This is a genomic window from Clostridium sp. (assembly GCF_050717545.1).
In the GTDB taxonomy this organism is placed as follows: domain Bacteria; phylum Bacillota; class Clostridia; order Clostridiales; family Clostridiaceae; genus Clostridium_AD.
Window position 1 is genome coordinate 19,419 of sequence record NZ_JBOITN010000035.1, and the last position, 25,441, is coordinate 44,859.

Consider the following 25,441-nt stretch of genomic DNA (forward strand, 5'->3'; position numbering starts at 1 on the left):
TATATTTAAAAATGGAGGGGAAATATAATGAATAGATTTACGTTACCAAGAGATATTTACTTTGGAGAAAATTCATTAGACATGTTAAAAACTTTAAAAGGGAAAAAAGCAGTAATAGTTACTGGTGGAAGTTCGATGAAAAAATTTGGATTCTTAGATAAAGTTGAGGCGTATCTAAATGAAGCGGGAATAGAAGTTAAACATATTACTGGAGTAGAACCAGACCCATCAGTAGATACAGTTATGAAGGGTGCAGCAGTAATGAGAGAATTTGAGCCAGACTGGATAGTATCAATAGGTGGAGGTTCGCCTATTGACGCAGCTAAAGCTATGTGGATTTTTTATGAGTATCCAGAGTTTACTTTTGAAGAGGCTGTTATACCATTTGGTATTCCTGACTTAAGACAAAAAGCTAAATTTATAGCTATACCATCAACTAGTGGAACTGCAACTGAAGTAACAGCATTTTCAGTAATTACAGATTATAAAGCAAAAATAAAATATCCTTTAGCAGATTTCAACTTAACCCCAGATATAGCTATAGTTGATCCATCACTTGCTCAAACGATGCCACCGAAACTAGTAGCTCATACAGGTATGGATGCAATGACTCATGCATTTGAGGCTTATGTAGCAGGACTTCATTCAAGCTTTTCAGATCCCCTTGCAATGCAAGCTATAACTATGATTAAAGATAATTTAGTAAATTCATTTAATGGAGATGTACAGGCTAGAGATGAAATGCATATTGCACAATGTCTAGCTGGAATGGCATTTTCAAATGCATTATTAGGAATATCTCATAGCATGGCACATAAAATAGGTGGTGTATTCCATGTTGCACACGGTTTAGCAAATGCGATACTTCTTCCCCACGTTATAGATTTTAATAAAAAATCTTGCGGTGCTAGGTATGCTACAATCGCTAGAACTTTAAAACTTGCTGGAAATACAGATGATGAATTAATAAATTCATTAACTGATATGATAAAGGATTTAAATAAAGTTCTAAATATACCAGCATCCTTTATAGAAAATGGAATGACTAAAGAAGAGTTTGATGAAAATATAGAATTTATAGCTGAAAATGCCCTAAAAGATGCATGTACAGGTTCTAATCCAAGACCAATAAACGTTGATGAAATGAGAAAATTATTAACTTGTTCATTTACAGGAGAGAAAGTTGATTTTTAATATAAAATATGTGATAGAAATTAAATAGTAATTGTATAATTTTTGTGAATGTATAGTAGTTAAATAATTAGGAAGTAGACAGTTAGTAAACAGCATTAGTGTTTCTATGCTCTTTATTATCTGTCTATTTTAGTATAGGAATTTATGTTGGTAAAGATTTTACCTGAAATTAAATTTAATATATTTTAGTTTTGTGGTAAAATAAAATTAGTATAAATATATCAGAGTAATGAAAATTTAAATGTATTACATAAATGAACTAAAATCGTCGATGAATATGGAGGCAAAAAAATGTATAAAATAGTTGAAAAAAGAGCATTAGCACCTCAAATATTTTTAATGGATATTGAGGCGCCAAGAGTAGCGAAATCAGCAAAACCAGGTCAATTTGTAATTGTAAAAATGGATGAAAAAGGTGAAAGAATACCTTTAACAATTAGTAATTATGATGCTTCGCGAGGTACAGTTACTATAGTGGTTCAAACAATAGGCTGTTCAACAAAAGAAATGGAAAATTACGAAATTGGTGATTCGTTTTCAGATTTTGTAGGCCCGCTTGGACAAGCATCTGAATTAATGAGTGAAAGCATTGAAGATTTAAAGAAAAAGAAAATAGTGTTTGTAGCTGGAGGCCTTGGAACAGCACCAGTTTACCCACAAGTTAAATGGCTTAGTGAACAAGGCGTTAAGGCAGATGTAATAATAGGCGCAAAGGCTAAAGATTATGTAATTATGGAAGAAGAAATGAAAGAAGTAGCAGGGGATGTTTATCCATGCACTGATGACGGTTCATATGGATACAAAGGACTTGTTACAAATAAATTAAAAGAATTAGTTCAAATTGATGGCAAAAAATATGATTTAGTTGTTTCAATTGGACCAATGATAATGATGAAATTTGTCTGTAAATTAACTGAAGAACTTGGAATATCTACTATTGTAAGTATGAACCCTATTATGATAGACGGGACAGGTATGTGTGGAGGATGTAGACTCACTGTAGACGGCGTAACTAAGTTTGCTTGCGTTGATGGACCAGAATTTGATGGACATAAGGTTAATTTCGATGAAGCAATGAGAAGACAAACAATGTATAAAACTCAAGAGAATTCAGAAAATGAAGGCATTAAAGCAGGTTGCGGTCTATTAGGAGGTACTAAGTAATGAGTAAAATGAAAAGAGTTCCAGTATCAGAGCAAGATCCAAAAATAAGAGCAACTAATTTTGAAGAGGTATGCCTAGGATATACGGAAGATGAAGCGGTTGAGGAAGCCACAAGATGTCTAAACTGTAAAAAACCAATGTGCGTCACTAAATGTCCAGTAGCAATAGATATTCCTGGGTTTATTCAGCACGTTAAGAATAGAGAATTTGTAGATGCAGTTAAAGTAATTGCAAAATATAGTGCATTACCAGCAGTCTGTGGAAGAGTTTGCCCACAAGAAACTCAATGTGAAAGTAAATGTATATTAGGAATAAAAGGAGACGCAATTGCAATAGGCAAACTTGAAAGATTTGTAGGCGATTACTCAAGGACGCATAATGTTGATCTATCAGAGACAAAACCTAAAAATGGTATTAAGATTGCAGTAATTGGAAGTGGTCCATCAGGACTTACTTGCGCAGGCGATTTAGCTAAAGCTGGATATGATGTTACTATTTTCGAGGCACTTCATGAAGCCGGTGGAGTTTTGGTATATGGAATTCCAGAATTTAGATTGCCTAAAGAAACGGTTGTTAAACATGAGGTTGAAAATGTAAAGAAGTTAGGTGTTAAATTAGAAACAAATGTAGTTGTAGGACGAACTGTAAAAATAAATGAGCTAATGGAAGATGAGGACTTTAAAGCAGTATTTATTGGCTCAGGTGCAGGACTTCCAATGTTTATGGGAATTCCAGGAGAAAATTTAAATGGTGTATTTTCTGCTAACGAATTTTTAACCAGAAGCAACTTAATGAAAGCATTTAAGGATGGGTATAAAACTCCGATAAGAGTAGGTGCGAAGGTTGCTGTTGTAGGCGGAGGGAATGTTGCCATGGACTCTGTGCGTACAGCAGTGAGACTTGGAGCAGAAGGACATATAGTTTATAGAAGATCAGAATCAGAACTTCCAGCGAGAGCGGAAGAAGTGCATCACGCAAAAGAAGAGGGAGTTATAATGGATTTACTTGTGAATCCAGTTGAAATCTTAGGAGACGAAAAAGGTAATGTAATAGGAATGAAATGTATAAGAATGAAGCTGGGAGAGCCTGATGCTTCAGGAAGACGTAGACCTATGGAAATTAAAGGATCAGAATTCACAATGGATGTAGATACAGTTATAATGTCACTGGGGACATCACCAAATCCATTAATTCCTTTAACGACAGAAGGTTTGGATATTAATAAACGTAAGTGTATAGTAACGGAAGAAGAAACGGGCTTAACTTCTATGAATAACGTCTATGCCGGTGGAGATGCTGTATCAGGAGCGGCTACAGTTATATTAGCTATGGAAGCAGGCAAAAAAGCTGCTAAAGCTATAGATAAATTGATATCAAAATAAGAAAGATTAATAGATTGTAACTTAAACAACTCCATGAACAAAAGTTTATGGAGTTGTTTTTTAATAAAAATTAAAAAAAATTGAAGAAAGTTGTGAAAAAAGTCGAGGACAGTTAACAACTATTTGGTATAATAATTATATAGGAGGTTCAAAAATGTTAATGGATAAAGTGAATAAGTATTACACTAAGCAATATGATTTTAACTGCGCGGAAGTAATAATCTACGCAGCAAATGACGAATACAATATGAACTTAACAAGCGAAACATTTAAAACTATGTCATCATTTGGTGGTGGTATGGGTATAGAGAGCGTATGTGGAGCGATAACAGGATCGCTTGCAGTTATAGGAATACTATTTACTATTGAAAAAGCTCATGAGGGAGATAGAGTTAAAAAGCTTTGCCAGGAACTAATCCAAAAATTTGAAGCGAAATTAAGTACGAATAATTGTGGAATACTTAAAGCAAAATATAAAACAGAAGAAGTGGGTTGTAGAGTAATGATAGAAACTGCGACGCAGATATTAGACGAAATTGTATGCCGTGAGTTAAAAGCGAGCGTGAATTAGAAATTAATAATTGGGCAAAGAAAGGAAAGATTATGGATTATAAAAATATAGAATCATTTAATGAAGGTATTATTATAAAAGATGTAGAAAATTTTAAATTAGATCATATATTCGAATGTGGGCAATGTTTTAGATGGAACAAACAAGATAACGGTAATTACATAGGAGTTGCTTGCGGCAAGGTTATAGAAATTGAAAAGAAAGATAATGACGTAAAAATATATAATATAAATAAGGATGAATTTAACCGGATTTGGTGTTATTATTTCGACCTTAAAAGGGATTATACAGCTATCAAAGAAAAATTTGAGAAGGATCCTCTTCTTAAAAGATCGGTAAACTTTGGTCATGGCATCAGACTGTTACAGCAGGAACCATTTGAACTTACCATATCATTTATAATATCTTCAAATAATAGAATCCCTATGATAAAAAGAGCTATAGATAAATTAAGCCTAAAGTGGGGCAAAGCGCTAGAATATAAAGGGGAAACATATTTTGCGTTTCCAACTGTTGATGAACTAGAATTAGCATCTTTAGAAGAAATTCAAAGTTGCGGGTTAGGGTTTAGATCCAAATATGTAAAAGATACGGTACATAGAGTTCATTCTGGTGAGGTTAATTTGGAATTTATTAAATCGCAAAGTGATGATGTTTGTCACGAAGAGTTACAAAAACTTAGTGGTATTGGACCAAAGGTTTCAGATTGTATCATGCTTTTTTCTATGCAAAAATACTCTGCTTTCCCGGTGGATGTATGGGTTAAGAGAGCTATGCAATTCTTTTATTTAGCACCAGATGTGTCATTGCCTAAAATAAGGATTTTTGCTAGAGATAAATTTGAAGACCTAGCAGGGTTTGCGCAACAATATTTATTTTATTATGCAAGAGAAAATAATATAAAAATAGAATAATTTATAGAAAAGTAAGCAAAATAAATAATGAAGGTTATTATTGAAACTATCCCGCAGAAGTCTTGGGAATTATGTTGTTAATTAATTAATAAGTTAAAGAATATAAGAATGAAGAGGATAAAGAAATGAAAAAAATATGTAATTCTATTAGAATTAATGTTAAGCAGCATAAACAATTTATTATATTAACATTAGTATCGCTGTTATTTGTATATATTGGATACGAATATTATTTTAAGTATTCATATATGGTGAGAAACCCTAATATACTAAAAGAAGTTATTCTTTCTTATGGAAATTTTAGCGTTTTAGTTTTCATACTTATGCAGATTTTTCAAGTAGTTATTTTCTTTATACCGGGTGAATTTATACAAGTTGCCGGAGGGTATATTTTTGGTGCTTTGCCGGGCGCGGTGATATCTCTAGTAGGCATTACATTTGGAAGCATAATTGTATATTTGATAGCTAACAGTTATGGTAAACCGTATGTTGAAAAAATAATGATGAAAAAGAAAATAAAGTTTTTCAGAAAAATACTAACTGTGGGAAGTAAAAAAAGTGTTGTATTTATATTTTATTTAATTCCGGGAATACCAAAGGATGCTTTGGCATACATATGTGGAATATCAGATATTTCTTTTAAAGATTTTATTATATATTCAACTCTGGGTAGAATTCCTGCAATTGTTATTTCCTCATATTTTGGTCAAGAAATATATGCACAAGATTATACAACTTTGATTACTATAGGAGTTACCATGAGTATAATATTCGCATTAGGGATTTTTAAAGGTAATAGTATAATTCACAATATAATTAAAAAGAAAAAATAACTAGACCACAATCTAGTTATTTTTTAATGATGATTTGTATAAACACCATAGTATTAGGCTGCATATAGCAATTAAGGTAATCATTAATAATGCACAATGAAAGAAAAATGTCTGTGGAAGAATTGTTATTATTGGATCAAGATTGATATCAAATAGCCAGTAATCATTATTGAAGAAAATGTGGTGGAATGTAGTAAAACTTTTGTCGAAATTTATTAAAAAAGGTATAAGCAATAAGATAGGCAATATAATAAGAAGAATGGAGCTAATTTTCAAATATTTTGTATGTTTATGTTTTTTATTTATAATTATACCTATAATACTTATTATTATAGAGCAAAACAATATTACTTTGAGCTTATCAAATATTATTTTAACTTCTTTAAAATGAATTTTACCGTGCTCGGATGAAGGTAGGGTTGGAAGATTAAATTCTTCTGTTGTATTTTGGGTTAAATATGTGATAACGTAATTATAATTAGCTTTTAGTTCACTTTTGTTTATTCCTGTTGAGGACTCAATATTAAGAGCATTAATGTCAACATAATATAATGGCTTAAAAAGCAAAGTAAAATATACACTTAATGTTATAAAAATAAAAGTAAAACTTAAAATAAAAATGGCTTTTAATGAAAAACTAAAAAATCTGTTAATTGGTTTATGTAAAATGCTCATAAAATCACCTCTAATAGTGATTTTATCAATAAATGATAATATATTCAATACTATTATATCTAACAAGTTAAATGTATAATAATTACAATAAATAATAGAGCAAACAAGCGAAAAACTATATAATACAGTGTTAAACAAAGGCAATTTGTTTGTTTAGCTATAAATGGGATAATATATGGTGTATACCAATTTGATATTATGATGATAATAAATTAGTATATAAGGTATAGATGATGTTAGCACTCAAATGTGTTGAGTGCTAACAAAAGAAAATAAAAATATAAAAGGAGGGGTTTAAAATGAACATTAGACCACTTAGTGATAGAGTATTAATTAAAAGATTAGAAGCAGAAGAAACTACAAAAAGTGGAATACTTCTTGCAGGAGCTTCAAAAGAAAAACCACAAGAGGCTGAAGTAATAGCTGTAGGACCAGGAAAAGTTGAAGATGGTAAAATAATTAAAATGGAAGTTAAGCCAGGGAATATAGTTTTATTCTCTAAATATTCAGGAAGTGAAGTAAAATATGATGGTACTGAGTATATCATATTAAAACAAGAAGAACTGTTAGCTATAATTGAAAAGTAGTTTTAATATTACAGTATTGCAAAGAATAATTTAATTAACGTTATAAATATTAAATATAATATTTGAAGTATATTTAATATTTAGCGATAGGAGGGTTTGAAATGGCTAAAAGCATATTATTTGGAGAAGACGCGAGAAGAGCTATGCAAAGAGGTGTAGATAAACTTGCAAATACCGTTAAGATAACATTAGGACCAAAAGGAAGAAATGTTATTTTAGATAAGAAATTTGGATCACCACTCATAACAAATGATGGTGTTACTATAGCTAGGGAAATAGAACTCGAAGATCCTTATGAAAATATGGGAGCACAACTTGTTAAAGAAGTTGCTACAAAAACTAATGATGTAGCAGGAGATGGAACAACTACAGCTACTTTACTTGCGCAGGCAATAATTAGAGAAGGTTTAAAAAATGTAACAGCTGGAGCTAATCCAATGTTAATAAGAACTGGAATAAAAATGGCTGTTGATAAAGCGGTAGAAGAAATTCAAAAATCATCTAAACCAGTTAGTGGTAAGGAAGATATAGCTAGAGTTGCTGCAATATCTGCTAGTGATGAAGTGACTGGAACTTTAATAGCTGATGCTATGGAAAGAGTAGGCAATGAAGGTGTCATAACTGTAGAAGAATCAAAATCTATGGGAACTGAACTTGATGTTGTTGAAGGAATGCAGTTTGACAGAGGATATTTAAGTGCATATATGGTTACAGATGCAGAAAAAATGGAAGCGAATCTTGATGAACCATATATTTTGATAACAGACAAAAAAATAACTAACATACAAGACATACTTCCAATACTTGAGCAAATTGTTCAACAAGGTAAAAAATTATTAATAGTTGCTGAAGATATTGAAGGAGAAGCTTTAAGTACATTAGTTGTTAATAAGTTAAGAGGAACTTTTACATGCGTAGGAGTTAAAGCTCCAGGTTTCGGAGATAGAAGAAAGGAAATGCTTCAGGATATAGCTACTCTAACAGGAGGAGAAGTTATAAGCGAAGAATTGGGAACTGAGCTTAAAGATGTTACTGTTGAGATGCTTGGAAAAGCTGAAAGTGTTAAAATATCTAAAGAAAACACTACAATAGTAAATGGAAAAGGTGAAAAAGAAGCTATACATGATAGAGTTTCTCAAATCAAAAGACAAATTGAAGAAACTACTTCAGATTTTGATAGAGAAAAATTACAAGAAAGACTTGCTAAACTTGCAGGAGGAGTAGCTGTAATTAAAGTTGGAGCTGCTACTGAAACAGAACTTAAAGAAAAGAAACTTAGAATAGAGGATGCCCTTGCAGCTACAAAAGCAGCTGTTGAAGAGGGAATAGTTGCTGGTGGTGGTACTGTTTATATTAACGCTATATTAGAAATCGCTAAATTATCTTCAGATATAGCGGATGTTCAAGTAGGTATTAATATAATTAAAAGAGCATTAGAAGAACCGCTAAGACAAATAGTAACAAATGCTGGAGCAGAACCTTCAGTTATAATAGAAAAGGTAAGAGCAAGTGCTGGAGAAATTGGATACGACGCACTTCGTGGAGAATTAGTTAACATGATAAAAGCTGGAATAGTTGATCCAACAAAAGTTGTAAGATCAGCACTACAAAATGCAGCATCAGTTGCAGCAACATTCTTAACAACAGAAGTTGCAGTTGCAGATATTCCAGAAAAGAATCCAGCACCAATGGGTGGTCCAGGAATGGGTGGAATGGACGGAATGTACTAAAAGTTTTTTTAAATATAATTACTTTACATCAAAATATAAGAAATAAAAAAATTAACTAGGTATTTACCTAGTTAATTTTTTTATTTTAAATTGCATAAATAAGAATTATTCATTGACAAATCCTTAAAGATTATCTATTATGATAATAATAGCTTATAAAACAATTACGAAACTCATATATACCTTGAATATGGCAAGGAGTATCTACGGTCAGCCACAAATTGACCACTATGGGTAATCTTAGCATGGATTTATTTTAGGTATGCTAATTTTACTTTTATTAAAGTACGATTAGTATACCTTTTTATACTTTAAGCGAGGTTTAAAAATTGTATATATAAATATTTTTATGCAAGTTATAAAGATGAATATAAGGCACGTCTAATAAATGTACCTAAATAGAATGGTGAAAGGGTGTTGATAAAATGGCGAAAATATTAAAAAAAGCATATACCTTTGACGATGTATTGCTAGTTCCAAACAAATCAGAAGTATTACCTAGAGATGTTAGTTTAGTTACATATATTACAAAAAAAATAAAACTTAACATACCGTTAATGAGTGCTGCTATGGATACTGTTACTGAATCTAGAATGGCTATTGCTATGGCTAGAGAGGGCGGAATAGGAATTATACATAAGAACATGAGTATTGAAAATCAGGCTATTGAAGTTGATAGAGTTAAAAGACAAGAAAATGGTGTAATTACAGATCCGTTTTTTCTTTCACCTGATAATCTTCTAGAAGATGCTTTAGCATTAATGAGCAAGTATAGAATATCAGGAGTTCCAATTACAACAAATGGTAAACTAGTTGGAATAATTACTAATAGGGATATAGTTTTTGAAACGGATTATAGTAAGGTAATTAAAGACATAATGACAAGTGAAAATCTAATTACTGCACCAGAAGGAACAAGCATGCTAGAAGCTAAAGAGCTTCTTAAAAAACATAAAATAGAAAAGTTACCTTTAGTAGATAGTGAAAATTATTTAAGAGGACTTATAACTATAAAAGATATAGAGAAAACTATAAAATTTCCTAATGCTGCAAAAGATTCTAGAGGAAGATTATTATGCGGTGCAACTGTTGGTGTAACTGCTGATGTTATGGAGAGAGTAGCAGCACTAGTAAAAGCTGGAGTAGATGTAATAACTATAGATACAGCTCACGGACATTCTTTTGGAGTAATGGAAGCAGTGCGTAAAATAAAATCAGAATACCCAGAACTTCAAATAATTGCAGGAAATATTGCAACTGCTGAGGCAACTCGCGATTTAATTGAGGCAGGAGCAGATTGTGTAAAGGTAGGAATAGGTCCTGGATCTATTTGTACCACAAGAATTGTAGCAGGAGTGGGAGTCCCACAATTAACAGCAGTTATGGACTGTGTTGAAGAAGGAAATAAGCATGGTATACCGGTAATTGCAGATGGTGGTATAAAGTACTCAGGAGACGTAGTTAAAGCCTTAGCAGCCGGAGCAAGCGCCGTAATGATGGGCTCTATGTTTGCAGGTTGTGAAGAAGCACCAGGTGAAATGGAAATATATCAAGGGAGAAGTTATAAGGTATATAGAGGCATGGGTTCACTAAGTGCTATGGCTTCTGGAAGTAAGGATAGATATTTCCAAGAAGGAAATAAAAAATTAGTTCCAGAAGGTGTAGAAGGAAGACTACCTTTTAAAGGCAGCGTTATAGATACTATATATCAGCTAATAGGTGGTATTCGTTCAGGAATGGGATATTTAGGCTCGGCAACTCTTGTACAATTGTTTGAAACTTCAACATTTGTTGTACAAAGTTCAGCAGGATTAAGAGAAAGTCATCCACATGATGTATCAATTACAAAAGAAGCTCCAAATTATAGCGTTAGCAGCTAGTATAGATAATAATAGATAAGTATAAAGTTTAAGTGCACAGGAGGAAGAACATTGATTAATAGAGAATTAGTTTTAGTGGTTGACTTTGGTGGTCAATATAATCAACTTATAGCAAGAAGAGTTAGAGAAAATAATGTTTATTGTGAAATAGTACCATATACATATTCTGCGCAAAAAATAAAAAGTATGAATCCGAAAGGAATAATATTCACAGGTGGACCTAATAGTGTATATGCAGATGGTGCTCCACAGGTGGAAAAAGAAATATTCGAGTTAGGTGTTCCTATCTTAGGAATATGTTATGGGGCTCAATTAATGGCTCGATCTTTTGGTGGAGAAGTTATAACTCCCAATGTTCGAGAATATGGGAAAATCGAAGTTAATCTAAATAAAGATGCTATTATATTTAAAGGGATAGAGGAAAATCAATGTTGGATGAGCCATACAGATCATATATCTAAAGTTCCAAAGGGATTTGAGATAATTGCAACTACGCAGGATTGCCCAGTGGCAGCTATGGCTAATATTTCTAAAAAACTTTATGGAGTTCAATTCCACCCAGAAGTAAAACATACTCTTTTCGGTGAGGCAATGCTTAGAAAATTCTTGTATGATGTATGTCAGGTTGAAGGCGATTGGTCAATGTCATCATTTGCGCAGGAAAAAATTAAAGCTATAAAAGAACAAGTTGGAGACAAAAAGGTGCTTTGCGCTCTTTCTGGTGGTGTAGATTCATCAGTTGCAGCAGTACTTGTGCATAAAGCAATAGGAGATCAGTTAACTTGCGTATTTGTAGATCATGGGTTGCTTAGGAAAGATGAAGGAGACCAAGTTGAAAAAATGTTTAAGGGTGAATTTAAAATGAACATAATAAGAGTTAATGTTCAGGACAGATTCCTCGGTAAACTTAAGGGTGTAAGTGATCCTGAGCAAAAGAGAAAGATAATTGGAGAAGAATTTATAAGAGTTTTTGAAGAAGAATCCAATAAACTTGGACAATTAGATTTCCTTGTGCAAGGAACAATATATCCTGATGTAGTTGAAAGTGGCACCGCAACTTCGGCTACTATAAAAAGTCACCATAATGTTGGAGGACTTCCAGAAGATATGCACTTTAAACTAATAGAGCCTTTAAGAGAATTGTTTAAGGATGAAGTTAGGGCAGTTGGAGAAGAAATTGGAATTCCACATTACTTAGTATGGAGACAACCGTTTCCAGGACCAGGTCTTGCTATAAGAGTACTTGGAGAAATAACACCGGAAAAATTATTTATAACTAGTGAAGCGGACGCAATTTTTAGAGATGAAGTTGCTAAAGCAGGTCTTGAAAGTGAAATATGGCAATACTTCGCATGCCTTCCAAACATTCAATCAGTTGGTGTAATGGGAGATGAGCGAACATACTGTCATACAGTTGCTCTAAGAGCTGTAACTAGTTCAGATGGAATGACATCTGACTGGTCAAGAATACCTTATGAGGTATTAGATAAGGTATCAAGAAGGATAGTTAATGAAGTTAAAGGAGTAAACAGAATTGTTTACGATATAACATCTAAACCACCTTCCACTATTGAGTGGGAATAAAATATAAGAAGTCTACAAGCCTTATAAAATAAGTGCTTGTGGACTTTTTTTTATGACAAAATAATGGAATAAAGAAAATTGTATAAATGATTGAGTTATTATAAATATTGTGATAAAATTAACTAAAGAGGTAGTACCATAGTACCAACAATAATATTTTTATAGAAATTATTGAAATAATTTTTATGAAATGGTACTTTATAAAAATTTAAATACACAATGGTTCTATCAAAAATACAGTTTAATAATCTAAAAGTGTAAAGGAGAGAGAAAGTATGAAAATTATGTTATGTGTAAAACAAGTTCCAGATGATTCTATTGAAATCCATTTGGATAATAAGACGAATAAACCTAATTTGAATGGAGTCACTATGGTAGCAAATGCATTTGATACATATGCATTAGAACTCGCAGTTCGTTTTGTGGAAGCTAATGGAGGAGATGTTAGTGTATTAACTGTTGGAGCAGATGATTCTTTAAATACATTAAAAAATTGCCTTGCTGTAGGAGCTAAAGAAGCATTTTTTGCAAAAGATGATTTATATGCAGATTTAGACGCTAATGGAGCAGCTGATGTTTTGGCAGATGCTATTCATAAAATTGAAAAAGACAAAGGTGAAAAATTCGATTTAATTCTTTGTGGAAAGGAATCCACAGATGAAATTACTGGTCAGGTAGGAGCAATACTTGCTGAAAAAATGAAGACAAGCTTTGTTAGTAGTGCAATTGAGATCAATTTGAAAGATGCTGGTATGGAAGTTCATCAAGAAACTGAAGAAGGATATAATGTAGTTTCTTTAGAATCTCCAGCTGTAGTAACAGTAAGTAAACCAAATTATGATCCGCGTTATCCTACTATTAAAACTAAGATGAAAAGCCGTAAGGCAGTCATTCCAACTTACTGCGCAGCAGAAATTGGAGAGGTAAAACAAGCAAAAGTACGTTGTATTGAATATGTTGCACCACCTAAGAGAGAGGCTGGTATCAGAATCCAAGAAAAAGATGCTATACTAGCAGTAAGTGCCGCTATCGAGCAAATGAAAAAAGACAAGACAATCTAATTAAGGGGGTAAATGAAAGTATGAAAGCATTATTGTTTATTGAAACAGATGGAGAAAAAGTATTAGGCGGAAGCGTTGAATTGATTAGTGCAGTAAAAGAATTAGATGCAGAAGGAACAGCTCTTGTAGTAGGTAACAGGGTTGCGGCAGATACTGTAGCTGCTTTTGGAATTCCAGTTATTTTTATAGAAACTGCTACAGACTGTGATACTTTGACAGAAGTATTATCACAAACTGTTAAGGAACAAAACCCAGATATTATGTTACTCGCAAGTACAGCAATGGCTAAAGATATTGCGCCACGTATTGCAGGACGTATGAGCCTCGGATGTGTAACTGACATAATAGGAATGAACGAAACTGATGGTAAAGTTATATACACTAGACCAGCTTATGGTGGTACAATTTTAGAACACCTTGAAGTAGAAGGCACAGCCGTAGTTACAGTTAGAAAAGGAAGCTTTTCAAAGCCAGAGGCTAGTTCAAATGGAGCTGTTACAGAGAAAAAAGTAGAAATTCCAGCTAGTGCTGTTAAGGCAAAAATTGTTGATGCAGTAAAAGAAATGTGCGAATCTGTCAATTTAGAAGAAGCACAAGTTATTATTTCTGGTGGACGTGGAATGGGAAGTATAGAAAATTTCCAACTTGTTGAAGAATTAGCACGTGTACTTGGCGGTGTAGTAGGTGCAACAAGACCAGCAATTGAGAATGACTGGATTTGTCGTACACACCAAGTTGGACAATCAGGAAAGATTGTAGCACCAAAACTTTATATTGCATGTGGTATTTCTGGAGCAACACAACATACATCTGGAATGTCAAGTTCTAAGTATATTGTGGCAATTAATAAAGATGAAGAAGCATCGATTTTTGATATCGCAGATATAGGTATTATTGGGAATGTAAATGAAATTCTTCCAGTTTTCATTGAAGAATTGAAGAAAGTAAAAGCACAGTAAAGTTTTTTTGCTGTTTATGTTAATGTTTACATTTAAATTTGTATAAATGATTGAGTTGTTTTAAATATTGTGATAAACTTAGTTAAAGTGGTAGTACCGTAGTACCAATAAATAATATTTTCATATAAATTAATCTAAATAATTTTTATAAAATGGTACTTTATAAAAATTTAAATACACAATGGTTCTATCAAAGAAACTGTTTAATAGTTTAGAAAGGGAGGGTTATTATGGCTAAGTATAATCAATTGACAGAGGAATTAATAGTACAACTACAGGAGGCAGCTCCAAAACATATTTTAACCGGTGATGATATCAATGATGATTATTCTCATGATGAAATGCCTATTTATGGAAAAAAGGCTCCGCAAGTTGTATTAATGGCACACTCTACAGAGGAAGTTGCTGCAGTAGTGAAAATATGTAATGATAATAAGATACCAGTAACTCCAAGAGGAGCAGGAACAGGACTTGTAGGAGGAGCAGTTCCACTTTTAGGAGGGGTTCTAGTTGATATTACAAAGATGAATAAAATACTCTCTTATGACTTAGAAAATTTTGTTGTTCATGTTCAAGCAGGTGTTTTGTTAAAAGATCTTGCTGAGGATTGTGCAAAACAAGGATTATTATATGCTCCAGATCCTGGTGAAAAGTCCGCTTGTTTAGGTGGAAACGTTTCAACAAATGCTGGTGGAATGAGAGCTGTTAAGTATGGTGCAACACGTGATTATGTACGTGCAATGACAGTTGTTCTTCCATCAGGAGAAATTACTCACTTTGGAGCTACAGTATCAAAAACAAGTTCAGGTTACAGTCTTTTGAATTTAATGATTGGTTCAGAAGGTACCCTTGGAATTATTACAGAACTTACTTTGAAAACCATTATAGCGCCAAAGGAAATGGCAAGTTTAATTATTCCTTTTGAAAATCTAGATGATTGTATTTCTGCTGTTCCTAAATTTAAAATGGAACATATGAATCCACAAGCATTGGAATTTATGGAAAGAGAAATTGTTTTATCTAGTGAAAGATTTATTGGAAAGAGCGTATTCCCTCAAGTAGTTGATGGAGTAACTGCAAATGCTTATTTACTTGTTACTTTAGATGCAAGTAGTGAAGATGAATTAAATAACCTTATTGAACAAGCAAGTGAAATAGTATTAGAAGCAGGAGCAATTGATGTTCTTGTAGCTGATACACCTGCAAAAATTAAAGATGCATGGGCTGCGCGTTCTAGTTTCTTAGAAGCAATTACGGCAGAAACAAAATTATTAGATGAATGTGATGTAGTAGTTCCAATAAATAAAATTGCTTCTTATCTTGCTTTTGCAAATAAGACTGGCGAAGAGTGTGGATTAACTATTAAGAGTTTTGGACATGCAGGAGATGGAAATCTTCACATATACCAATGTAGTAATGATTTAGATGAAGCAGAATTTAAGGTAAGAGTTGATAAATACTTTGATATTATTTATAAAGAAGCAATAGACTGTGGTGGACTTGTTTCAGGAGAACACGGAATTGGTAGTGGAAAGATCAACTATTTATTAGAGTGCGTTGGAGGAATAAATATGGAATTAATGAAAGGTATTAAAAAGACCTTTGATCCTAATACTATTATGAATCCAGGTAAAGTATGCTGTCTACTAGATGTTGCTAACTAATAAAACACAATCGATAAATACAAATAAAAAAAAGGTGGGAAATTAATATGAATTTTAAACAAGATGAAAATAACCAACAATTACAAGAAATGTATCGCGATTTTGCAGAAAAAGAGGTAAAACCAATCGCAAAAGAAATTGATGAAAGTATGCGCTTCCCAGCAGAAAATGTAGCAAAAATGGCTGAAATGGGCTTGCTTGGAATTCCATTCCCTGAAGAATTCGGTGGAGCTGGAATGACTACATTAAGTTATGTACAATGTGTAGAAGAATTATCTAAAGTTTGCGCAACAACAGGTGTTATTGTTTCAGCACATACAAGTCTTTGTGCAACACCAATTTACACATATGGTACAGATCAGCAAAAAGAGAAATATTTAAAACCACTTGCTTCAGGTGAAAAATTAGGTGCCTTCGCATTAACAGAACCTGTTGCTGGAACTGATGCTTCTATGCAAAAGTCAACAGCAGTACTAGAAGGAGACCATTATGTATTAAATGGTAGCAAGATCTTTATTACTAATGCAGGATATGCAGACGTATATATTGTTTTAGCTATGACAGATAAGAGTAAGGCAACAAAGGGTATTTCAGCATTTATCGTTGAAAAAGATTTTCCAGGTTTTTCTGTTGGAACTCATGAATTAAAGATGGGAATAAGGGCATCTTCTACATGTGAATTATTCTTTGATAATTGCATAATTCCAAAGGAAAATCTTTTAGGACAAGAAGGTAGAGGATTTGGAATTGCCATGGCAACTCTTGATGGAGGCCGTATCGGCGTTGCTGCACAAGCTCTTGGTATTGCAGAAGGTGCAATAGAAGAAACTATTAAATATGTTAATGAACGTGTTCAATTTGGGCGTACTATTTCAAAATTCCAAAATACACAATTTGAACTTGCTCAAATGCGTGCAAATACAGAAGCTGCAAAACTTTTAGTATATCAAGCTGCATGTGCAAAAGATGATCATGAAAAATTTACACATTTAGCTGCTATGGCAAAATTAGTTGCTTCTAGAAATGCCAGCGATGTAACAAGACGTTGTTTACAATTATTTGGTGGATATGGATATTCAAGTGATTATCCAATTGAAAGAATGATGCGTGATGCAAAAATAACAGAAATTTATGAAGGAACATCAGAAGTTCAAATGATGGTAATTGCTGGATGGATGGGCGTTAAATAATAGATAACTAAAATTAAATAAAAAACAGATGATCAGGAAGAAAATTTCCTGATCATCTGTTTTTTATGGAATAAAATGCTGCTAAAGGATTTTATATTATGTTTAAATTTAATAGTAAAAAGCCTGATTCATTTTTGCAAGAAGAGCATAATATTGAAATACAACTTATAGATCATAAATTAAATGAACTTATTGTATATAAATCTCCTACACTATATTTAAGAGAAAAGAATTCTGGCAAGTTGCTGATAAAAGCAAAAGATGAATTTTCATGTTGCAAAATAGTAATTAAAAATGATTTAGTTAAGTGGTCAATAAAAGGAAATTGGTGTGAGTATATAGCATGCAAAATTAATGAATTAGAAGTAGAAATAAATAACCGAAAATTTAAATCTGAAACTGAAAAAATTATATTTAAAGTAGTTTTCAACTGCTGTGATATGTTACAAAAAAACTCTGTTATAAATTCATTATATTAATTAAGAATCCTGAAAACTTAGTTGATTAGCAGGATTCTTAATGTGATAAAAATAAATTTCATAAATATAAGAAGTATGAATAATTTCAATTAATTTGAAGGATGGGTCTTACTCTTTATTTAGCTCTACAAGTGGAATTATTAAATGATCAACTATATGTTCTACATAATTCATCTTAATGGGCTTGCCACTAATCATAAGTTGATAAAATAACAGTGCTGGGCCTACGTTTGCCAGGAGGTTCAATTGCTCCTTATCTAATTTCTTATTTATAGTGCACTCTATGGCGTCGCTAAATATACATGTCTGATTGGTTATGCAATCCAAATGAATGACCTCTGATAAGTGTTTATCGCTGTTTATTGCTGTTGCAATGGACAACATAACCTTTTGCCTAACCTCATCTCTTATTCCAAAGTATATACTAAGTAATTCACATAAGTAATCTCTTAAATTGTCACCGCATTGATTAAAATCAAATTTTTGCTCACAAGGCATCATAAATCCTATGGCTTCTGCAATGAGGGACGGTTTAGATTTCCATCTCCGGTATAAGGTAGCTTTGCCTGCATGGGCCTTTAATGCAATAGCATCCATAGTGACGCAGTTATACCCTCGTTCTGCTACAAGCTCTAAGGCAGCCTTAAGAATAGCAAGATCACGCTTCTTATCTATAGGTCTTCCAATTTTACTGGCGACCTTTCCTTCATTATTGTCAACGGAATCGGATTTGTTTATTGTAGCCATCTCCTAGCCTCCATTTTCTATTTTCTATAAATATAACATAATGTATGTAGTTTTTCAACATAATAAAACGAAATAGTTTTGAAACTATTGTGTTTTAATAGTTGCTATGATATACTCTCTTTTATAAACAATAGTAATTTAAAGGTGTGATCTATGACATTTAAAATAAATGATAAAAGAGTAACTAAAGTTGTTAGCTTTGAGGTTAAAAAGTGGTATGATATAACAAGTGGAAAAGTTCTTTAACTTTATTATGAATTTTTGACAATGGAGAATATAGTTTACAGGAAATATTTAAGTATAGAATGAGAAAGAGAGGTGGTTTTCTGATGAAAAAAATGTCAAAAATTGCTGCATGGAGTATAGTTTTAATTATTGTAGCAGTTATGTTTATTAAACCGGATCAGACTTCAAATGTTATTAATTTTAATCAGTTCCAGACTAACTGGACCAAGAATACTATAAAGAGCTTTGTGGTTGATGAGGATCAGATGTCAGTTTCAGGAACTTTAAAAGATGGAACTACATATACAACAGTTGTGCCAGCTAATAGATTATTTCAATTTATTGAAGCTAATCCAAAGAGTACAGATGTTCAGGAAACATACCTAAAACCAGCTACTATTTCAGTTTGGGTTCAGTATTTGCCTACAATATTAATGGTACTTATGCTCGTAGCCTATGGATTTATATTGATGAAGCAAATGAAAGGATCTGGCGGAGGCGGCGGAGTAATGAAATTTGGTAAAAGTAAAGCAAAACTTGTCGATCCTACTATAAAAAAAGTTAGTTTTGATGATGTTGCAGGAGCGGATGAGGAAAAAGCTGAGCTTGCAGAAATAGTTGATTTTTTAAAGCAACCCAAAAGATATATGGAAATGGGTGCTCGTATACCAAAGGGAGTTTTACTAGTAGGTCCGCCAGGAACCGGAAAGACACTTCTTGCAAGAGCTATTTCAGGAGAAGCTGGAGTTCCATTTTTCAGTATCTCAGGTTCAGATTTTGTAGAAATGTTTGTAGGTGTTGGAGCTTCTAGAGTTCGAGATTTATTTGAGCAAGCAAAAAAGAACTCTCCTTGTATTATTTTTATAGATGAAATTGATGCTGTTGGAAGACAAAGAGGTGCAGGTGTCGGTGGAGGCAATGATGAACGAGAACAGACATTAAACCAACTTCTGGTTGAAATGGATGGATTTGGAGAAAATGAAGGAATAATAATGATTGCAGCTACAAATAGATCAGATGTACTTGATCCAGCACTACTTAGACCAGGTAGATTTGATAGACAGATATTTGTTGGAATACCCGATAGAAAAGGTAGAGAAGAAATTTTGGCAGTGCATTCAAAAAACAAACATCTTGCACCAGAAGTTGAGCTTAGCGTACTTGCTAAGAGAACACCTGGATTTACAGGTGCAGATATTGAAAACTTAATGAATGAATCAGCACTTTTAACAGTTCGAAAAGATAAGAAACTTATAGGAATGGATGAACTTGAAGAAGCGGTTACAAGAATAATTGCAGGACCTGAAAAGAAAAGCAGGGTGGTAATCGAAGCAGATAGAAGGCTTACTGCATATCACGAAGCAGGTCATGCAATCGTAATGAATTTACTCCCAAATTCTGATCCTGTTCATCAGATAAGTATAGTTCCTAGAGGAATGGCTGGAGGATATACTATGAGTCTTCCAGATGAGGACAGATCATATATGTCTAGGTCGAGACTTGAAGAAGAAATTGTAGGGCTTTTAGGTGGAAGAGTTGCTGAAAAACTAGTTATTGGAGATATAAGTACTGGTGCAAGTAATGATATTCAAAGAGCGACTTCAATAGCAAGAAAAATGGTAATGGACTATGGAATGAGTGATACTCTTGGAACAATCGCGTTTGGTTCAGGTAGTGATGAGGTATTCCTTGGTAGAGACATGGGTAAGGATAGAAAATATAGTGAAGAAACTGCAAACAAAATAGATGTAGAAATAAAGAAACTTATAGACGTAGCATATCAAAAGACATTAACACTTCTAACGGAAAATAGAAGTAAACTTAATGCAGTTGCTGAAGAACTTTTAGTACGTGAAAAGCTTGAAGCAGTAGAATTTCAAGAAATATTTGCAAGAAGCTAATTAAATAATAAAATATAGGATTAATTTAAATTAATTAAAAGGGAATCAGGTTAAAATCCTGAACTATCTCGTAGCTGTAATAGATAAATTTAAGTATATTATGTCACTTGGAAACAGGGAAGGCGTACTTAAATAATGATTCTTGAGTCAGAATACCTGCCTATGTTTTGCGCTGCATACTCTACGAATGATAGGGAGGGCTATAATAGAATTTGTTTTTGATTTTATATGATTAAACATATTTATTAAATTATACCTTTTAACGTTATAGTTAGAAGGTTTTTGTTTTATGGAGAATTACCAGGTGAAATAAAGAGAGACTTTAAGGGCTTAATAGCAAAAGTAAAATATACGGAGGCATTATATGCAGGTAATAAAAAGAGATTCAAGAAAAAAAGAATTTATACCAGAAAGAATATCTACAGCAGCTGGGAAAGCTTTTATAGACGTGTACGGCAAAGAAGATAAAGAGTTTAATAATATTGTTTTAAATAGAGTGATTAGATCTTTAGAACAAACTGGAGAAGAGTTAATACCAATAGAAGAAATACAGGATATAATTGTTGGAGAGATAAAATTATTGGATAACAAGGTAGCTCAGGCTTATATAAATTATAGGGAAGAGAGAACCTTTGAAAGGGATAGAAAAGGTGAGCTTGATAAGGAAATAGATAATATAATTAACGCAGTTTCCGAGCAGACTAACTCTAATGGGAATCTTGATGGTAGTAAGATTCAAACTATAAGGGCGTTAATTTCAAATGTTGTTGGAACTAATTACAGTCAAAGACACAAAATACCTAAAAAGTTTTTAAAGAAACATAAAAAGAGTATATACATACATGATGAAACATATTTTGGATTACCACTATTTAACTGCTGCCTTGTTGACTGGATTAGTATGTTTGAAAATGGATTTGATTTAGGTACAACACTTATAGCAACTCCAAATTCCATAGAGACTGCAGTTAATGTATTGTCACAAGTAGCAAGTCATATATCTAGTAATACATATGGTGGAACTACATTTCCAACTCTAATAACAGGGCTTGCTCCTTATGCGGTTAAAAGTTTAAATAAACATAGAGCAGTAGGTAGGAAATGGATTGAAGATGAAATTAAAGTAGAAGCATACGCATGGGATAGATTGGCTAAAGAAATAGAAGATAGTATGCAGTCTCTTGAATATGAAGTTCAAACATTAATGACAAGTAGAGCGGAGACTCCATTTTTAACACTTGGAATAAATAATGTAGATTTAAATGCTAGTGATGAAAATCAAAAAATTCAAAAGATGATAACGCAGGCTATATTAAATCAGAGAATTAAGGGCTTAACTGGGGGAGTTACCCCTGTATTTCCTAAGCTTGTATATCAAAATACAAAAGGGAATAATCTTAACCCAGGAGACAAATACTATGACTTATTCAAATTAGCGGTTGTATGTAGTGCGCACCGTCAGTATCCCGATTATATCAATACTGATAAGGCCGCTTCCGTTACTGGAGATTATAAGGAACCAATGGGGTGCAGATCATTTTTAGGTAATTATTTAGATGAAGATGGGAAGTATAAATCTGCTGGGAGATTTAACTTTGGAGTAATATCAATAAACCTTGTGAGACTGGCAATTCTAGCTGAAAATAATGAAGATATATTTTTTAAATCATTATATGAGGCATTAGATGATTGCAAAGAATTGCTTATGATAAGATATGATATATTAAAAAATGTTAAAGCAAAACAGGCACCTATATTATATATGAGTGGAGCAATTTCAAAATTAAAAGCAGAAGATACAATAGAACCATTACTTAATAATGGATATGCTTCAGCATCTATTGGGTATGTTGGATTACATAATTGTTTAATGGCTTTATATGGTACAGGGCTTGACGATAGAGACGCACAAACAGCAAAAAGAGCAACTAAAATTATGAAATGTCTTAGGGATTATTGTGAAAATCAAAAGGATAAAACAAAAATTGGATTTAGTTTGTATGGATCTCCAGCAGAGACGCTGGCAACAAAATTTTGCGTCCAGGATGTAAAAGATTTTGGAGTTATTGATGGCGTAAACGACAATGGATATTATGAAAACTCATTCCATTATCCTTCAAATCATCTGATATCACCTTTTGATAAATTAGACATAGAATCTCTTTCATCATCATTATCGTCTGGTGGAGCAATATCATTTGTAGAACTGGGAGACATGACTAAAAACTTAGTAGCACTAGAAGATATTATAAGATACTCATATGATAAAACTCATTTTCTGGGTATATCTTCAATAAGTGATAAATGCTTAAAATGTGGATATACAGGAGAGATGTTTACAAAACAGAATAGTGATATAGAATTTGAGTGTCCTGTATGTAAAAATGATGACAAAATGTCATTAAGTATAATTAGAAAGCTTTGTGGATACCTTGGGAGTATATTTGAAAGACCTGTAGTTAATGGAAAAATGAAGGAAATTAAGAATAGGAAAAATAATAAAGGGTGTAATTAGAATGAATTATGCTAGCATATTTTTTGATGATACTGTAAATGGCATAGGGTTTAGAACATCACTTTTTGTTAGTGGATGCGCTAAAACACCTCCTTGCAAAGGATGCTGGAGCCCGGAGGCAAGGCGATTTGATTATGGCATACCTTTTACAAAAAAAACTAAAGATTCTATTATAGAAAGCCTAAGGAAACCATATGTAAAAGGCATATCAATACTGGGTGGAGAACCAATGGATAATTTATTGGATGGAACTTTACTTGATTTAGTAAAAACAATAAGAAAAATGCTACCTGGAAAAACCATATTTTGCTGGAGTGGTTATACTTTTGAAGAACTTATTAAAAACCCTCTTAGATTAGAGTTTTTGAATTATGTAGACATGCTACGTGATGGTGAATACATAGAAAATCTTAAAGATATTACTCAATATTTAAGTGGTTCGAAGAATCAAAGAATGATATCAGCTAGGGAAAGTCTGGAGAGAAATAAGGTTATAGAATATAGCAAAGATCAGCTTTAATAACAGTAAAAAAGTACAAAAGAGATAGCTTTTAATTTTTATGTATTTAGTATTTACAATTTATTTTTAAATTTGTCATTATACTGACACAAAGAGTTGTTATTATGAATATATAGAAAGTAGCTAGTAATTGATTTTTAATTAGAGCCCCCTTTAATTAAATATAGATAAAACTACCAAAGGACCAGCATTATCATGCTGGTCCTTTTAATTTTTTGTTATAAAAGTATTAACTTGATTTTTAACAATATTTCTATAAAAGAATTTTACTTAAAGTAATTTTTTAATATTATACAAAGAATTTTGTACCAGCCAAGCTTGAGGGAAGTATTTGCCGATTGTCCAATAACTAACCCCGCCTAGCTTATAGTCATTAGCTGTCATAAGTTTAGCATTCATGCTTCGAGCATCTTCGAACCAAACTACGTGTTGTTTCTTATTAGAATCATAATAATTAAAATATGGTGCTTGGGAAGTAAGGTTATATTGAATTTTTGCATTTGTTCTTCTTGCAAGGTCCACGGCCTCTACATTGCCAAGTGCTTTTGCCGAAGTACCTTTTACCCAAGGTAAGGTCCAATCATAACCATAATTTGGTATTCCCATAAAAATCTTTTTACTTGGAATTACGGTTACAGCATAATCAAGGATTTTTTTAACTTCATTAAGTGGTGACACCGCAAGTGGAGGACCAGCAGTATATCCCCATTCATAGGTCATTAAGATAACATGGTTTACCAGAGCTCCATGGACTGGATAATCATGAGCTTCATAAAGTAAGCCTTTTATATCACCAGATGGTTTAGGGGCTAAGGCGGTTGTAACAGGATAACCTAAAACTTTAAGTTTTGTTACTACTTTGCGTAGGAACGTATTATAGTTTTCTCTATCTTCTGGATAAATATATTCCATATCTATATCTAAACCATAATAATTTTTAGTTTTTAAAGTGTTAATTATGTTATCTAATAATGTGTTTTGAACGGTTTGATTTGTAAGAATGGTATTAGCTAGTGCACTATCAAATCCACCACCTTCCTTTAAATTTGTAATAACCATCATAGGGGCTACTTTAGCATTTCTAGCAGCTTGCACTAGGGGAACGTCATTTATGCCTTTTAGAGATCCGTTAGGTTGCACCTGATAACTAAATATACTTAGGTATGTTAGATTCGGAAGAGTTTTAGCAAGAACATCCATAGATGTACCTGGAAGTGCATAAGCATTAACTTCAATAGAACCTAATTTCTGTGTAGATGGTGGTATATTAATAATTTGACCAGGGTAAAGTATAATAGAGGTATTAAGAATAGGATTAGCATCATATAAATTTGCAATATTTACTCCGTAAGCTTTGGATATGCTATAGAGTGATTGACCAGGGAGAACTTTATGCTTTCGCGTTCCTTGTAATATAACAAGGGTTTGACCTACTACAAGCTGGGAAGGGTCATCAAGTTCATTATCTGAAGTAATTTTATTATATGAAACTCCATATAATCTAGATATACCATATAGGTTTTCACCACGTTTAACAACATGAATTATCAAAAAAATCACACCTCTTTTATTAATATAATTTAATATATGCTTAATGTTACAAGTGAGTTCATACTAATTGTATATTTTAATAGCATTATTATCTATAAATACATAATTTTATTAA

General features: G+C 32.6%; 21 protein-coding genes and 2 riboswitches. Of the genes, 18 read left to right on the forward strand and 3 right to left on the reverse strand.

All coding sequences use genetic code 11. The annotated features are described in order from the left end of the window. Nucleotides 1-27 precede the first annotated feature (27 nt). From ACREVX_RS11630 to ACREVX_RS11655, 6 genes are all read left to right on the forward strand, one after another. Nucleotides 28-1,194, forward strand: coding sequence for an iron-containing alcohol dehydrogenase (locus ACREVX_RS11630; RefSeq protein ID WP_431544349.1), 1,167 nt, complete (start codon nucleotides 28-30; stop codon nucleotides 1,192-1,194). A 291-nt stretch (nucleotides 1,195-1,485) separates the two neighbouring features. Beyond that, entirely contained in the window at nucleotides 1,486-2,358 is an 873-nt protein-coding gene (locus tag ACREVX_RS11635) for a sulfide/dihydroorotate dehydrogenase-like FAD/NAD-binding protein (RefSeq protein WP_431544350.1), read from the forward strand. Continuing rightward, complete coding sequence (gene gltA / locus ACREVX_RS11640; RefSeq protein WP_431544351.1) at nucleotides 2,358-3,740, forward strand: NADPH-dependent glutamate synthase; 1,383 nt, start codon at nucleotides 2,358-2,360, stop codon at nucleotides 3,738-3,740. The genes ACREVX_RS11635 and gltA overlap by 1 nt, the downstream gene beginning before the upstream one ends. A 154-nt stretch (nucleotides 3,741-3,894) precedes the next feature. Then, nucleotides 3,895-4,311 carry a C-GCAxxG-C-C family (seleno)protein gene (locus ACREVX_RS11645; RefSeq protein ID WP_431544352.1) on the forward strand — a complete coding sequence of 139 codons (417 nt, stop codon included), beginning with the start codon at nucleotides 3,895-3,897 and terminating at the stop codon, nucleotides 4,309-4,311. A 32-nt stretch (nucleotides 4,312-4,343) separates the two neighbouring features. Further along, complete coding sequence (locus tag ACREVX_RS11650) at nucleotides 4,344-5,225, forward strand: DNA-3-methyladenine glycosylase family protein (protein WP_431544353.1); 882 nt, start codon at nucleotides 4,344-4,346, stop codon at nucleotides 5,223-5,225. A 125-nt stretch (nucleotides 5,226-5,350) separates the two neighbouring features. Next, nucleotides 5,351-6,058: a TVP38/TMEM64 family protein gene (locus tag ACREVX_RS11655; RefSeq protein ID WP_431544354.1), complete on the forward strand. Its 708-nt coding sequence runs from the start codon at nucleotides 5,351-5,353 to the stop codon at nucleotides 6,056-6,058. Nucleotides 6,059-6,070: 12 nt separating this feature from the next. Here the strand turns inward: ACREVX_RS11655 and ACREVX_RS11660 are convergent, their stop codons facing one another. Further along, nucleotides 6,071-6,733 carry a TIGR01906 family membrane protein gene (locus ACREVX_RS11660; protein WP_431544355.1) on the reverse strand — a complete coding sequence of 221 codons (663 nt, stop codon included), beginning with the start codon at nucleotides 6,731-6,733 and terminating at the stop codon, nucleotides 6,071-6,073. Nucleotides 6,734-7,032: 299 nt separating this feature from the next. On the opposite strand from ACREVX_RS11660, the gene ACREVX_RS11665 reads away from it, so the two are divergent. From ACREVX_RS11665 to ACREVX_RS11705, 9 genes are all read left to right on the forward strand, one after another. Beyond that, entirely contained in the window at nucleotides 7,033-7,320 is a 288-nt protein-coding gene (locus ACREVX_RS11665) for a co-chaperone GroES (protein ID WP_431544356.1), read from the forward strand. A gap of 101 nt (nucleotides 7,321-7,421) precedes the next feature. Then, the gene (gene groL / locus ACREVX_RS11670; protein ID WP_431544357.1) at nucleotides 7,422-9,050 is read left to right on the forward strand and encodes a chaperonin GroEL; all 1,629 of its coding nucleotides are present in this window, start codon (nucleotides 7,422-7,424) and stop codon (nucleotides 9,048-9,050) included. A gap of 153 nt (nucleotides 9,051-9,203) precedes the next feature. Next, a riboswitch (purine riboswitch) is annotated at nucleotides 9,204-9,301 on the forward strand. A gap of 174 nt (nucleotides 9,302-9,475) precedes the next feature. After that, nucleotides 9,476-10,930, forward strand: coding sequence for an IMP dehydrogenase (gene guaB, locus ACREVX_RS11675; RefSeq protein ID WP_431544358.1), 1,455 nt, complete (start codon nucleotides 9,476-9,478; stop codon nucleotides 10,928-10,930). A gap of 54 nt (nucleotides 10,931-10,984) precedes the next feature. Further along, nucleotides 10,985-12,514: a glutamine-hydrolyzing GMP synthase gene (gene guaA, locus ACREVX_RS11680; RefSeq protein ID WP_431544437.1), complete on the forward strand. Its 1,530-nt coding sequence runs from the start codon at nucleotides 10,985-10,987 to the stop codon at nucleotides 12,512-12,514. 275 nt (nucleotides 12,515-12,789) lie between these two features. Beyond that, entirely contained in the window at nucleotides 12,790-13,575 is a 786-nt protein-coding gene (locus ACREVX_RS11685; protein WP_431544359.1) for an electron transfer flavoprotein subunit beta/FixA family protein, read from the forward strand. Nucleotides 13,576-13,595: 20 nt separating this feature from the next. Further along, on the forward strand, nucleotides 13,596-14,534 hold the full coding sequence (locus ACREVX_RS11690) for an electron transfer flavoprotein subunit alpha/FixB family protein (protein WP_431544360.1): 939 nt from the start codon (nucleotides 13,596-13,598) through the stop codon (nucleotides 14,532-14,534). A gap of 230 nt (nucleotides 14,535-14,764) precedes the next feature. Continuing rightward, nucleotides 14,765-16,198 carry a D-lactate dehydrogenase gene (locus ACREVX_RS11695; protein WP_431544361.1) on the forward strand — a complete coding sequence of 478 codons (1,434 nt, stop codon included), beginning with the start codon at nucleotides 14,765-14,767 and terminating at the stop codon, nucleotides 16,196-16,198. Between the two features lie 47 nt (nucleotides 16,199-16,245). Then, nucleotides 16,246-17,388: an acyl-CoA dehydrogenase gene (locus ACREVX_RS11700; RefSeq protein WP_431544362.1), complete on the forward strand. Its 1,143-nt coding sequence runs from the start codon at nucleotides 16,246-16,248 to the stop codon at nucleotides 17,386-17,388. 98 nt (nucleotides 17,389-17,486) lie between these two features. Further along, a complete protein-coding gene (locus ACREVX_RS11705; protein ID WP_431544363.1) occupies nucleotides 17,487-17,867 on the forward strand; it encodes a hypothetical protein in 381 nt (126 codons plus the stop codon). Nucleotides 17,868-17,975: 108 nt separating this feature from the next. Here the strand turns inward: ACREVX_RS11705 and ACREVX_RS11710 are convergent, their stop codons facing one another. Continuing rightward, the gene (locus ACREVX_RS11710; RefSeq protein ID WP_431544364.1) at nucleotides 17,976-18,614 is read right to left on the reverse strand and encodes a TetR/AcrR family transcriptional regulator; all 639 of its coding nucleotides are present in this window, start codon (nucleotides 18,612-18,614) and stop codon (nucleotides 17,976-17,978) included. A gap of 329 nt (nucleotides 18,615-18,943) precedes the next feature. Between ACREVX_RS11710 and ftsH the strand changes: the two genes are divergently transcribed. The 3 genes from ftsH (at nucleotide 18,944) to nrdG (ending at nucleotide 23,775) form a co-directional block, all read left to right on the forward strand. Next, nucleotides 18,944-20,740: an ATP-dependent zinc metalloprotease FtsH gene (gene ftsH / locus ACREVX_RS11715; protein ID WP_431544365.1), complete on the forward strand. Its 1,797-nt coding sequence runs from the start codon at nucleotides 18,944-18,946 to the stop codon at nucleotides 20,738-20,740. Next, a riboswitch (cobalamin riboswitch) is annotated at nucleotides 20,740-20,918 on the forward strand. (Overlaps the previous gene by 1 nt.) Before the next feature lie 186 nt (nucleotides 20,919-21,104). Continuing rightward, on the forward strand, nucleotides 21,105-23,255 hold the full coding sequence (gene nrdD / locus ACREVX_RS11720; RefSeq protein WP_431544366.1) for an anaerobic ribonucleoside-triphosphate reductase: 2,151 nt from the start codon (nucleotides 21,105-21,107) through the stop codon (nucleotides 23,253-23,255). Between the two features lies 1 nt (nucleotide 23,256). Next, complete coding sequence (gene nrdG, locus ACREVX_RS11725; RefSeq protein ID WP_431544367.1) at nucleotides 23,257-23,775, forward strand: anaerobic ribonucleoside-triphosphate reductase activating protein; 519 nt, start codon at nucleotides 23,257-23,259, stop codon at nucleotides 23,773-23,775. A 270-nt stretch (nucleotides 23,776-24,045) separates the two neighbouring features. Here the strand turns inward: nrdG and ACREVX_RS11730 are convergent, their stop codons facing one another. Then, nucleotides 24,046-25,326: a glycosyl hydrolase family 18 protein gene (locus ACREVX_RS11730; protein WP_431544368.1), complete on the reverse strand. Its 1,281-nt coding sequence runs from the start codon at nucleotides 25,324-25,326 to the stop codon at nucleotides 24,046-24,048. Between the last annotated feature and the right edge of the window lie 115 nt (nucleotides 25,327-25,441).